The sequence below is a fragment of the Rhizobium sp. BT04 genome, assembly GCF_030053135.1.
In the GTDB taxonomy this organism is placed as follows: Bacteria; Pseudomonadota; Alphaproteobacteria; order Rhizobiales; family Rhizobiaceae; genus Rhizobium; species Rhizobium binxianense.
On record NZ_CP125653.1, the window covers coordinates 528201 to 540617 of the forward strand.

9 protein-coding genes are annotated in these 12417 nt (G+C 63.0%); 5 read left to right on the top strand and 4 right to left on the bottom strand.

Going from position 1 to position 12417, the window contains the following annotated elements:
- The first annotated feature begins 6 nt into the window (after positions 1–6).
- Positions 7–1725, top strand: a complete 1719-nt coding sequence (locus QMO82_RS33660) for an ABC transporter ATP-binding protein (protein ID WP_183609073.1) — start codon at positions 7–9, stop codon at positions 1723–1725.
- A 26-nt stretch (positions 1726–1751) separates the two neighbouring features.
- On the opposite strand, the gene QMO82_RS33665 is transcribed toward QMO82_RS33660, so the two are convergent.
- The 3 genes from QMO82_RS33665 to QMO82_RS33675 form a co-directional block, all read right to left on the bottom strand.
- Positions 1752–1883: a hypothetical protein gene (locus QMO82_RS33665; protein ID WP_272784771.1), complete on the bottom strand. Its 132-nt coding sequence runs from the start codon at positions 1881–1883 to the stop codon at positions 1752–1754.
- A gap of 64 nt (positions 1884–1947) precedes the next feature.
- Positions 1948–2973 (bottom strand): isopenicillin N synthase family oxygenase, encoded by a 1026-nt coding sequence (locus tag QMO82_RS33670; RefSeq protein WP_183608967.1) that lies wholly within the window; start codon positions 2971–2973, stop codon positions 1948–1950.
- 301 nt (positions 2974–3274) lie between these two features.
- Positions 3275–4564, bottom strand: coding sequence for a cytochrome-c peroxidase (locus tag QMO82_RS33675; protein WP_183608968.1), 1290 nt, complete (start codon positions 4562–4564; stop codon positions 3275–3277).
- Between the two features lie 194 nt (positions 4565–4758).
- On the opposite strand from QMO82_RS33675, the gene QMO82_RS33680 reads away from it, so the two are divergent.
- Entirely contained in the window at positions 4759–6303 is a 1545-nt protein-coding gene (locus QMO82_RS33680) for an acid phosphatase (protein WP_183608969.1), read from the top strand.
- 54 nt (positions 6304–6357) lie between these two features.
- Here the strand turns inward: QMO82_RS33680 and QMO82_RS33685 are convergent, their stop codons facing one another.
- Positions 6358–7116: an IclR family transcriptional regulator gene (locus tag QMO82_RS33685; protein ID WP_183608970.1), complete on the bottom strand. Its 759-nt coding sequence runs from the start codon at positions 7114–7116 to the stop codon at positions 6358–6360.
- 231 nt (positions 7117–7347) lie between these two features.
- On the opposite strand from QMO82_RS33685, the gene QMO82_RS33690 reads away from it, so the two are divergent.
- The 3 genes from QMO82_RS33690 to QMO82_RS33700 are packed head-to-tail and all read left to right on the top strand — an operon-like array spanning position 7348 to position 12373.
- Positions 7348–10422 carry an AAA family ATPase gene (locus QMO82_RS33690; protein WP_183608971.1) on the top strand — a complete coding sequence of 1025 codons (3075 nt, stop codon included), beginning with the start codon at positions 7348–7350 and terminating at the stop codon, positions 10420–10422.
- A 25-nt stretch (positions 10423–10447) separates the two neighbouring features.
- Positions 10448–11620, top strand: a complete 1173-nt coding sequence (locus tag QMO82_RS33695) for a YcaO-like family protein (protein ID WP_183609074.1) — start codon at positions 10448–10450, stop codon at positions 11618–11620.
- 9 nt (positions 11621–11629) lie between these two features.
- The gene (locus tag QMO82_RS33700) at positions 11630–12373 is read left to right on the top strand and encodes a TfuA-like protein (protein WP_183608972.1); all 744 of its coding nucleotides are present in this window, start codon (positions 11630–11632) and stop codon (positions 12371–12373) included.
- Positions 12374–12417 lie beyond the last annotated feature (44 nt).

Sequence of the window (12417 nt, forward strand, 5' to 3'; positions counted from 1 at the left end):
TGCCTGATGAACATAAGACCCGGTCCGCGCCCGCCCATCCTCGCCTCGTCCGGTCCGCCGCTCCTCGAGATCGATGGGCTGCATGTCGCCTTCGACACGCCGCAGGGCATTGTCGAGGCCGTTTCGGATCTTTCCCTGCGGATCGCGCCGGGCGAGATCCTCGCGCTGGTCGGCGAGTCCGGATCGGGCAAGTCGGTGACGGCGCGCGCGCTGGTCGGCCTTGCCGGCCCGCATGCGCATGTCCAGGCCCGCAAGATGGTGCTGGCGGGGCATGACGGCCGGCCGCTCGATCTGCTGCGGCAATCGCAGCGGGCCTGGCGGGAGATCCGCGGGCGCGAGATCGGCTTCGTGCTGCAGGACGCCCTGGTTTCCCTCGACCCGCTGCGCACCGTGGGGCGCGAGATTGCCGAGCCGTTGCTTGCGCATCGGCTGGCGGCGCGATCGCAGGTGGCGGCGCGCGTCAGCGAACTTTTGACGCGCGTCGGCATTGCGGATCCGGAACTCCGCGCCGCCCAATATCCGCATGAGCTTTCCGGAGGGCTTCGGCAACGGGCCCTCATCGCATCGGCGCTGGCGGGCGAGCCGCGTCTGCTGATCGCCGACGAGCCGACCACGGCGCTCGACGCGACCGTCCAACAGCAGGTTCTATCGGTCTTCAAGGGCCTCGCGCGCGCCGGCTTCGGCGTTCTTCTGATCACCCATGACCTCGCCGTTGCGGCGCAATTGGCCGACCGCGTCGCGGTCATGCAGAATGGCCGTGTCGTTGAATCAGGCTTGGCGCAAGAGGTGCTCTCCGCCCCCCAGCACGCCTATACCCGCCGCCTGCTGGCTGCGGTTCCCACAGGCGCCACGCGCGGCCGGCGTCTGAGCGCCCCCGATGCCGCACCGGCCTATGGCCGGGCGCCGGTGGATGGCGAGCCGCTGCTGCAGGTCCGCAACGTCTCCGTCAGCTTCCGGCGTCCCGACGGCAGCCTTCTGGAAGCGGTGAGCGACGTGTCGCTGCAGATCGGTCGTGGAGAAACGCTGGGCATTGTCGGCGAATCCGGCTCCGGCAAGACGACGCTCGGCAAGATTGCGCTGGCGCTGCGCAGCCCGAATAGCGGCGAGGTGCTCTTCGACGGGGGGCCTTGGAGTACGCTGACCGAAGCCGCCCGCCGGCCGGTGCGAGCCGGCATCCAGACGATCAGCCAGGATCCTTTGAGTTCATTCGATCCGCGGTTTACCGTTGAGCGCATCATAGAACAGCCGCTACGGCTGGGTGGCAGCCTCGACAAGGCGGCCCGCCGGCGGAGGGTGGCGGAGCTGATCGAGATGGTCGGCCTCGCGCCGGAATTGCTCGCGCGCCGCCCGACAGCGCTTTCCGGCGGGCAGCGTCAACGCGTTTCGATCGCACAGGCGCTGGCGGCCGAACCGAAGCTTTTGATCTGCGACGAGCCGGTGTCTGCGCTTGACGTGACGACGCAGGCGCAGGTGTTGGATCTGCTGGCCGACCTTCAGCAGCGGCTGGGGCTTTCGATGGTGTTCATCTCGCATGATCTGGGGGTCGTCCAGCATATGAGCCACCGGATCGCCGTCATGAAGGATGGGGTGATCGTCGAAAGCGGATCGGTGGAGCAGGTGTTCGACCGTCCGCAGCATCCCTACACGCGCTCCCTCATCGCGTCGGTCCCGAACTTGGCGGCCGATCAGAGGCATTTCTGGGCGAGTTCCCGAGCCGCTCCTTAGACCGAGGGCAGGTCGGCGAATACACTTCACTTCGCCGATAGTGTCGGCCCGACGTCTTGGTGAACGACGATATTCCTGCCGAAGGGATTGAGCGCGACGAGGCCGAACATGGCCGCAAGCAGGATCACGGTTATGATCGAAGACGTATTCAGCTTCATGGGCGGCCCCCGCGCCGGATGTGTCGATCCCGGCGCCCTTCGGTGAAGGCCGGGCGGTCAAGGTCTATATTGCTTGCGTGTCCAATAGGTCCGCATGATGCTCCCGCGCCACGTCGGGATGCGAGCGCAGGCGGGATTTCAGCACATTGCGGCCGACCTCGCGAAACAAGGGATTGAGAGGATCCTGCGTCACGCCCCGCACCTCCGCCAGAAGCGCCGGCGGCAAATCGAGAACAGGGATGGTGGCTGCCAGGTTGGCGCCGAGGAAGAACGGAATGGACAGCCTGTCGCCGCCGGCCGGCGGCGTAACGACGCGGTGGATATTGGCCTTGAGGTAACCGTTGGAGGCGAGTTCCAGCAGCTCGCCGACATTGACGACGAAGGTGCCTGGGATAGGCGGCGCGTCGATCCAGCCGCCTTCGCCGTCATCCACCTGCAGGCCGCCGATGACGTCCTGCAACAGGATGGTGACGAAGCCGCCATCCTTATGGGCGCCGACGCCCTGGTCACTCTCCGTCTGATCGCGACCGGGATACCGCACGATCTTCAGAAGCTGGTTCGGACCGTTGGCATAGATCGGCGCGAAGACATCCGGGCTCTGGCCGAGTGCCTCGGAAAATGCCTGAAGGACCTTCAGGCCGACGCCGGTCACTTCTTCGATCCATTCGAGCACGGCCGCACGCATGTGCGGAAGCGCCGAGGGGAATTGGTTCGGGCCGAACAGCCGCTTCCATGGGGGATCGCCCGGGCCGATCTCCAGCCTCTGGCGCTCGGGGCCGAAATCGACCTGTTCCCGCCAATCCTGCTTGCCGCGGGTATATTCGAAGCCGGCCCTGTTATAGCCGCGGAACTGTGGCGACTTGCGCATCTCGATTTCCAGCTTCTGCTCTTCCGGCAGCGAGAAGAAGCGGCGTGCGAGGTCGGTCAGATCGTCGATCCGTTGCTGCGGAATGCCGTGGCCGGTGAGATAGAAAAATCCGAGTGTCCGGCTGACGTCGCGAAGCTCCGCCAGGGCTTGCTGTCGTTCCGGATGAGTGGATGCAAAACGCCCGAGATCGAGTATCGGAAGCGTCCTTGCTGCAGCGGTCACGGCATTTTCCTTCTTGCTGAAACTCGCGTCGAGCCCATGCCGGAAACGGCACCTTCGACCGGTATAATGTCCCAAGCAGCGGGGCGATGTTCAACGAGGGCTGATGCGATAATTCGGCGATCGGGGAAAACGCATTTTATTTTTCGAGCAAATTTGTAGATTATTCGCCTGCCGCCGATCACACTGCGATCTTGCGTGCCTAGAGCATTTCCATTTTTCTCCGAATCACGGAGATGCTCTATCTCTTTGTTTTCACGCAATTCCGGCCGGAAAACCGCTTCGCACCTTTCCTGGAATTGCCCTAATGCCCGGTTGCCTCCGGCTGCAGATCGGCATCCGTCAGGCTTCCCAAGAAGGCCACGATGTCGTCGATCTCGGGATCGGTGAGGGCGGGCGCATCGCCGGGCTTCCTGCCGAAGGGCGGATCCTGGTTGAGATTGTCCCAATAGGCCTGCGGCAGGTCGTCATACTTGCGGACCGTGCCGTCGGCATTTCTCGGATACCAGCGGCCGGGATCGCTGTCGCGCGTCGCATAGAAGGCGACGACGTCGCGCAGCGCGTGGAAATAGCCATTGTGGAAGAAACTCTTCTTCAACGCGACATTGCGCAGCGTCGGGGTGCGGAACAGGCCGCAATATTCGCTATATCCGGCAAGATCGGTGCGTTGTGGGCCGCAGAGGCCGAGGTCGTGATAGCCGGGGTCGCCATTGGCCGGAATCGCCATGTTGCGCGGCGCGGCAAGCCCGAGGAAGCCGAAGTCGGAAAAGAGCGGCGGCTCACCGTCATCGGCGGGTTCGCTGACGTGACAGCTCGAACAGTTACCCTTTGCTGGATCCTCGAACAGCTGCCGTCCGTGCAGCTCCCGCGCGGTCAGCGTCGCCTTGCCGGCGAGGAAGGCGTCGTAGCGGCTGGAATAGGGATAGAAATCCGGACCGCTCTGTTCGAAGGCGGCGAGCGCCTCGGTGGCGGCGTCGAATGTGTCCTTAGGATTGTCGAACACGCTCTCGCCGAAGGCCGCCCTGATGTCGGCGGCGTAGGACGCCTTGCGCAGTTTGGCCGCAACCTCGGCCGCATCCTTGTTGCCCATCTCGAAGGGCGAGAGCAGCGGGATCTTCGCCTGATCGGCGCCGTGATCGACCCGGCCGTCCCAGGTGAGGCCGCCGGTCGGGCCGTTATCGACGCTTTCGTCGCCCTCGTCCTCGGAATCGTAATAATGCTCGGTGAAGGCGGGCACCGCCTGCAGGTAACGCAGCGTCGGAACGGCGCGCAGGCCCGGCCGGTCCATATGCTGGCCGCCCATCTCGACTGGTGTCGCCGATGCCGGGCCGAAGCCATGACGGGGATCATGGCAGGAGGCGCAGGCCTGCAGTCCCGAGGCCGACAGCGAGGCGTCTGAGAATATCTTGCGGCCGAGCGCGGTCAGCTGCTCGGCCCGGGCGAAGGCCTCGGTGCGCGACATCGGGCCGGGATGCACGCCGACAGCCACCGCCGCGCTGCTTTGCCGCAGCGGCAGAATGGCCAGACAGAGCGCCGCCGCACCCATGCTCACCGCCAGGCCGGACCGGACAAACCAGATGGTCTTGATTGCCATGATAAGGATTCCAATAGCTTAAGACTGATTTCCTCCATGATCGAACCTGGTTGCAACAAATTGATGACGGCTATTCCCTGCGGCATCACGGCAACCCTGATGTCACAAAGTTGATAGACGGCCGGAATAGCGTTTGGGCGCCCCCGAGCGTTCTTCGCTCCCTCTAGCCAACGCCCCTAGCCATGAGGTGCCCCGTGAAAAGACTGAAACTCCTGCATTCCATCTGTCTCGCCGGAACGGCCTTCGTGCCGTGTGCGGTGGCGGCATCAGCCCATGCGGCACCGGCCGGTTACGACAAGATCGACAATATCGTCGTCATCTATGCCGAAAACCGCAGCTTCGATAATCTCTATGGCGGCTTTCCCGGCGCCAACGGCCTTTCCAATGTCAGCGCCGATGAGGCCCGCCAGCTCGACCGCGACGGTCAGCCGCTCGCCGAACTGCCGCCGGCCTGGGGCGGCCTGACCGCCAAGGGCGTGACCCCTGCCATCACCGAGGGGCAGTCGGCTCATCTTGCCAATGCCAGCTTCGCGATCGACGATCCCAAGGGTTTTGCCCAGGCGCCGACCGTCATCACCCGCGATCTCTGGCATCGTTTCTACCAGGAGCAGATGCAGATCGACGGCGGCAAGAACGACAAGTTTGTCGCCTGGGCCGATTCCGGCAGCCTGGTCATGGGCCATTATGACGGCTCGATCCTGCCGATGTGGCAGGTTGCCAAGAAATACGTCCTGGCCGACAACTTCTTCCAGGGCGCCTTCGGCGGCTCGTTCCTCAACCACTTTGCACTGGTCTGCGCCTGTGCGCCCTATTATCCCGATGCCGACAAGAGCCCGGCCAAGCCTGTGATCGCCAAGGTCGATGCCGACGGCACCTCGCTTGTTGTGGCGGAAAACGCCCCGAAATCGGCGCTGGAGGGCGCGCCTAAATTCGTCTCCGACGGCACGCTGACGCCCGACTTCTACGCCGTCAACACCATGCAGCCGCCCTACGAGCCGAGCGCCAATCCGCCGGCCAAGGACGGTGATCCGGCCTATGCCGATCCCACGGCGGCGACGACGCTGCCGCCGCAGCATGCGACCACCATCGGCGACCTGCTGTCGCTGAAGGGCGTCAGCTGGGCCTGGTATGGCGGTGCCTGGCAGGCAGCCCTTGACGGCAAGAACGCGACGCCGGTGCCGAACTTCCAGTTCCACCACCAGCCGCTCAACTATTTCGCCAATTTCGCCCCCGGCACCCCGGCGCGCGCCGAACATCTCAGGGATGGCGGCCTGGCCGGCGAGGCCTTCCTCAAAGACATCGACGACGACAAGCTGCCGGCGGTGTCCTTCTACAAGCCGCAGGGCAACCTCAACGAACATGGCGGTTATGCCGATGTGTCGAGCGGCGACCAGCATCTTGCCGATATTGTCTCGCATCTCGAGAAGAGTCCGCAATGGGGCCATATGCTGGTGATCGTCACCTATGACGAAAATGGCGGCTTCTGGGATCACGTCGCGCCGCCGAAGGCCGATCGCTGGGGCCCGGGCAACCGCATTCCGGCCTTCATCATCTCGCCTTTCGCCAAGGCCGGCACGGTCGATCATACCCAATACGACACGACCTCGATCATCCGCCTGATCACCGCGCGCTACGATCTGCCTGTTTTGCCCGGCATCGTCGCCCGCGACACGGCGTTGCGCGACAACGGCCGGCCGCCGATGGGCGACCTCACAGCCGCGCTTGACCTGACGTATTGATCGATCACGAGCGGCTCCGGTTTCGACCGGGGCCGGTCAAGCTTGGGGCCTGCGTCACCGGCGCAGCAGCGGCCGCAGCGCCGCCTGCGTTTCCCTCAGCAGCGGCAGATAGCGCTCCTTCATCTCCGCGGCCGGGACGAGGGCGGCCGGAGTGCCGATATTGATCGCCGCGACCGTTTCGCCGCGGTCGTTATCGATCGGCACGGCGATCGAGCAGAGGCCGATCTCCAGCTCCTGGTCGATGATGGCGTAGCCCTCGGCGCGGACGCGCCGGAATTCTGTGATGAGTTCGTCCGGGTCGATCCTGGTATTCGGCGTATTTTTTCTCAACTCGCTGCGGGCAAGGATGGCGCGCGCCTCGTTTTCGGCAAGAGCCGCAAGCAGCACGCGGCCCATCGAGGCGCAATAGGCGGGCAGGCGGCTGCCGGGGGTGAGATTGATCGACATGACGCGGCGCTGCGCGGCGCGGGCGATATAGACGATGTCGGTGCCGTCCAGCACCGAGGCCGAGGCGCTCTGGCCGGCCTTTTCCGAGAGCAGATCGAGATGCGGCTGCAGCAGCGCCGGCAGCGGCGTCGCCGCGAGATAGGCATGGCCAAGCCGCAGGATCTTCGGCGTCAGGGTGAAGAACTTGCCGTCATAATCGGCATAACCGAGCTCGGCGAGCGTCAGCAGCGAGCGGCGCACCGTGGCGCGGTCGAGCCCCGTCAGCTTGGCGGCCTCGGCAATCGACAGCCGCTGCCGCGTTTCACCGAAGGCCTCGATGACTTTCAGGCCGCGGGCAAAGCCGCTGACGAAATCCGTTTCGCGCATGGGTCGGGTTATCGATGCTCTTTGGGGTGGGCGCTTCAGCAGTTTTCTAAAGACAGTTTTGCTGCGATATTTCGAACCGATCCTTATTTGATTTGGACATTCTGCGCCAATAGATTTGGAGGATTTCGATCGGATGAGCACCTCCCACATTCCCAGCCGACAACCCGGATAAGTCGTGATATGATCGCCGAAGTAGCGTGATTATCGATACTCGGAAGGCAGGAGCCATGTATGAGTCGCGACACGCCAATCGATAAGCAGGGGCGATCCACAGAGGTTTCGACTGGCGAAAGCCGCTCTTCCCAACATGGCGGCGAGCGGCGGGTCGTCACTGCGCTGTGCTATGACCTGATCGGCTCCACCAATCTCTTCAATCTGATGGATATCGAGGACTATCAGGATATGATCGCCGCCTTCCAGCAGGCGGCGCGGCAAGCGATCACGGCGCATTCCGGCGTCGTCCGCGTCGAAGCTGGGGACGGTGGGGTGGCGCTTTTTCCGATCGAGCTCGGACCGCGGGATGCCGCGTCGGCCGCGATCCGCGCCGGCCTTGGAATCGTCAAAGCGTGTCAGCGTCTCGCCCGCGATCTCGTTCGAGACGATCTGCAGGTGCGCGTGGGTGTCGCGACATCGGTTGCCCTGATCCGGGATACGCAGCTGCAAAACTGGATACATGAGCCGGTCACGGGCGCCGCACTTGCGCTTGCGACACGGCTCGAGGCCGCCGCTGAACCCGACAGCGTCCTGGTTTCGGAAGAGACCCGGAACCTCGCCGGCCGCTCACAGGCCTTCGTTCCGGAAGGTGCACGGATGTTGAAAGGCTTCTCCGCGCCTGAAAACGTCTGGAGAGCAATCGGCCACAAACGGGAGCTCGACCGGTTCCACGCCTTCGGACGGCTGGATGGCACATTCGTCGGCCGCATTGCGGAGCTTGAGCGGATAGAGAAGGCCTGGAAGGCCGCAGTCGAAGGTAAGGGCAAGGTCGTCGTCATCACCGGCGAGGCCGGCATCGGCAAGTCGCGGCTGCTTCGGCAAGCCCGACATATGATCCATGCGCAGCCGGTGCGATCGCTGTTTTTTCAATGCCTGCCGGGAGGGTTTCGCTCGACGCTTCACCCGGTGCTGAACAGTTTTCCGCAGCGCCATTCCGACAGCACGGATGGCGGGCGGCTGACGGTCGCAGCGGTCGCTGCTCAGTTTGCGCGCCACGGCATCCGGGATCGTGAAGTCATCAGCATATTTTCCCATCTGCTCGGTGCGGATGGGCGCAATGAGGCTCTCTCCGACAGTTCTCCCAAGGCAATCCAGAAACGCGCACGGCAGGCGCTGTCAAAAGCGTTGAGCGTCATGTGCGAGCAAACGCCGCTGATGATAGCGGTCGAGGACATTCATTGGATCGATCCTACCTCCGAGCATCTGCTTCGCGAAGCGGCGCGGCTCGTGCCTGCGCTTCCCGCATTGCTGATCGTCACCAGCAGACGGGATCCGTATGCCGGCATGTTCGACGAGGACGAGCCGGAACATATTTTGCTCGGTCCGCTTGACCACGACGAAACACGGCTGGCGATCACAACGCGCTGGCCAAGCCATCGCCAGGAAGCATTGCCGCAGTTGCTCGAGGTGAGCGGACGCATATCCGGCGGCGTACCGCTCTTCATCGAGGAAATATGCCAATGGGCGTCCGAAGCCGCCACTGACGATGCGATGAGCGTGCCGTCAAATCCGTCACGCAATCATGTTTCCGTCTTCGAAGGGATCTTGAATTCGCGGCTCGAACATTTGGGATCCGCCCGGGACGTGGCGCGGGCCGGGGCCGTCGCGGGGGATCGTTTTACCGTTTCGCTGCTTCGCCCCCTGTTGCCGGACACAAGCAGGAAATCTCTCTTGCATGCTGCGGAAACTCTATGCGAGACCGGATTTTTGACCCGCGTGCGGGCCCAAGGCGGCATCGCCTACGGCTTTCGCCACGCTCTGATCCAGGAGACAATCTATAACGGTCTGCTGAAAACGCAACGCCAGCTACTCCACCGCCGCCTGTTCATGGCCACCAACAACAATCGTGCGATCGCGGGTTGGCTGGATACGGGTGCGCTTGCCGAGCATGCGGAGGCTGCCGGCCTTCCGGAGCACGCGGTTTCGTTGTTCATGAAGGCAGGAAAGGAGCACGCTAGCCGATCGGCAATGGTGGAGGCGCGCCACCATCTCGAACGTGCCCTGGCGCTTTGCGAGACCAAGCCCGAAGCCGCTTCCGACGCGTTGCACCTTTCGGTGTTGATGGCGCTCGGACCGCTGCTGACGGCAACGGTCGGACCCAACTCGGCCCCGGCGCGAACCCTTTACGAAAAGGGCGTCGAGATCGCGCGCCGCCAGCCGAAGGAAGATCAGCCCAAGTGGTTTCCGCTCTATTGGGGCTGGTGGCAGACCGGGCAGAACTTCATGGAGATGCACGGCCGCGCTCGAAAGGTGCAGGCAATGCTCTCCGGTGTCGCCGATCGCGAGATCGAACTGCAGGTCAACCATTCGATCTGGGCAATCGAGTTCAATGTCGGAAGGCAGCGGGAGGCCCAAAAGGCGATACGAGCGGGGCTTGCGCTTTACGACGACGAGGCGGCGAAAACGAGCCGCAATGTCTTTGGCGGCCATGACGCCAAGGTTTGCGGCCTCGGACAGCTGGCGCTGTCGCTCTGGCTGACGGGCCAGACCGAAGAATCCAGCAAGGCACTTGTCGACATGGTCGCTTTTGTGGATCGCATTGGGCATATGCCGAGCAAGTCGCACTCGCTGGATACCGAGGCGGTATCGGCATTCTATCGCAACGACCACGCACGCCTGATCGAGATTTCGGGCAGGATGGCCGATTTTGCGAAAAAGCACGAACTGCAATCCTTGTCGGCACTCGCGATGCTCTTTCGCGGATGGGCAGTTGCGCATGTTGAAAGTCTGTCCCGCGGTCACGAGAGCTTCCGCGCAGGCTTAGCGCTTCTGAGGGAGCTCGGAGCCGTCGCCGATCTGCCGATTTATCTCTATATGCATGCGACCATGCTCGGCCGGGCGCGCAAATATCAAACGGCGATAGAGGTCGTCACCGATGCTATCGGCGAGGCGAAGGCGACAGGCCATGGTTACTGGTTGGCCGAGCTTCACCGCCGTCGCGCGCTGCTGCTGTCGAACGCCAGGGCAGGGGAGTCGGCCCTGCTTCCGGATCTGAGAACGGCGATCGCCATTGCGCAAGAGCAAGGCGCGGTTGCCTTGCTGCACCGGTCGCAACGATCGGCGAAGGAGCTTGGCTTTGCCGGCGAACTCTGAAGTTTGCGCCGCAGGCGAGAGGGAAATGCTGTCGGCATTTTATGCCGGCATCATCAACGGAAACATGACTCTCGGGTCGCCGGACCCTGGGGACGCCGAGTTCTATTTCCGCTCCCTGCTGCCGTTCTGCCGTCGAGCCCGGATCACCCGCATCGCCGATCTGAGCGGCCTCGATCGGATCGGGCTTCCGGTCGTCCAGGCCATACGACCGGCCGCATTATCTGAGGTCACCTCGCTCGGCCGTGGAATGTCCAGAGCGTCTGCCGCAATCGGGGCGATCATGGAATCGTTCGAGCGCTTCTATGCCGAGGCAATCCCCGCCTCCCGTGTCTTCCTGTCGACCGCAGAAAGGCTGGAGATCGGCGCCGGGTCCTTCGATGGTTTCTGCCTTGCTGTTTCCCGGGCGAATTGGCGCGAACGCGAGATCGACTGGATCATGGGTGTCGACATGGCAACCGGCGCTGCCGCGCCCATCCCGTTTGAACTTGTGCACACGATCTATACCGATCCGCCCCCCTGCCATGATGGTGTTTTCATGCGCACCACGACGGGCCTTGCATGCCACCGGTCAGACTTTGGCGCCTTGCGGCATGGGCTGCTGGAATGCATAGAGCGGGATGCGATTGCCCAGGCTTTTAAAACCCACGGCTTCATGGATCGGATGAGGTTGCCGTTGTCGGGCTTGGGCACGGCAGTTCAGGATGTTCTCTCGCAGGTAGCCGCGCTCGGAATATCGGCTGCCTTCTGGCATGCCGTTTCGCCGACAGGGATTCCGGTCGTCTGGTGCCAGACGATTGAAGCCGGCGAAGGCGAACCGATGCTGGCCCTCCCCACGGAAGGTTATTGTGCCGGTCTTGATCTTCACGACGCCGCGTTCGGTGCCTTGCTTGAAGCACTGGCGGCCCGAGCCGGAGCCATATCCGGCGCGAGAGACGACCAGACGCGGAAGCACTATGCGAAGCCAAGCGGGGCCATGCTTGCCGATGCCCGCGATCTCATTCTCGGTGAAGGTGCTCCATCGATAAGTTTTGTGGACGTTTTGCCCGCAGTTACCGGCCTGGAGGAGCTTCTGGAAAGGATCATTTCAGCCGGTCTGGGGCCGGTTCTTGCCGTTCCAATTGCTTTGGAGACCGATCCGGACATTCATTGCGTGCGCACGATACTTGCCGGCATGCGCCCTTTTACGGTCGAGCGGTGAGGGTGCGGGATGGATCAGAAAGCCGACGGTCCAATACTCGTCTTCCTCGGGCCGACCCTCCGCTTGCCGGAGGCGCAACGCATTCTCGACGCCGTCTATCTGCAGCCCGTTTCGCAGGGAGACATCATTCTTGCCGCCCACGCATTTCGCCCGAAAGCGATGGTTCTGATCGACGGTCTTTTCGAGGACAGGCCGGCCGTGCGTCACAAGGAGATTCTCTGGGCGCTGTCGCATGGCATCGTGATGATAGGCGCCGCAAGCATGGGCGCGCTCCGGGCGGCCGAGTTGCATCCATTCGGAATGATCGGTGTCGGTCTGATCTATCGATGGTACCGGCGCTGGCCGCTGACGGCGGAAGATGCAGTCGCGGTCCAATGCGGCCCCGCGGAGCTCGGCTTCACGGCTTTGACCGAGGCACTGGTCGACCTGCAGCGCAGTTTTGCAGCGCTTTTTCGCCGTGGCCTGATTGCCAAAGCTGAAATGGATGCCGGCATCGCCGCAGCCCGGCGGCTTAATTTTCGCGAACGGTCCATGCGAAAGGTGCTCGCCGCAGCGCAATGGCCAGCGGAGAAGTCGGCCTTGCTGCGCAGCCATTTGATTGCGCAGAAGAAAGCCGATGCGCTCCTTGCGCTGCGGTTGGCGCCGGGCCTGTCGAAGTACAAGCCTGCGGGGTTGTCCTTTACGGTAACCAATACCTTTCTGCGTGATCTGGAAGCCGGATCTATTGACATCAATTTATTTAGAAAGTACTAATTTAAGTTGTTGCCATATAACTCATCTAACTGAGTAGTTGAGCT

Coding starts and splice junctions, on each gene's coding strand:
- QMO82_RS33695 (WP_183609074.1), top strand. CDS start 10,448: ATGCTGTCGGCATTTTATGCCGGCATCATCAACGGAAACATGACTCTC.
- QMO82_RS33665 (WP_272784771.1), bottom strand. CDS start 1,883: ATGAAGCTGAATACGTCTTCGATCATAACCGTGATCCTGCTTGCGGCC.
- QMO82_RS33700 (WP_183608972.1), top strand. CDS start 11,630: ATGGATCAGAAAGCCGACGGTCCAATACTCGTCTTCCTCGGGCCGACC.
- QMO82_RS33660 (WP_183609073.1), top strand. CDS start 7: ATGAACATAAGACCCGGTCCGCGCCCGCCCATCCTCGCCTCGTCCGGT.
- QMO82_RS33690 (WP_183608971.1), top strand. CDS start 7,348: ATGAGTCGCGACACGCCAATCGATAAGCAGGGGCGATCCACAGAGGTT.
- QMO82_RS33675 (WP_183608968.1), bottom strand. CDS start 4,564: ATGGCAATCAAGACCATCTGGTTTGTCCGGTCCGGCCTGGCGGTGAGC.
- QMO82_RS33685 (WP_183608970.1), bottom strand. CDS start 7,116: ATGCGCGAAACGGATTTCGTCAGCGGCTTTGCCCGCGGCCTGAAAGTC.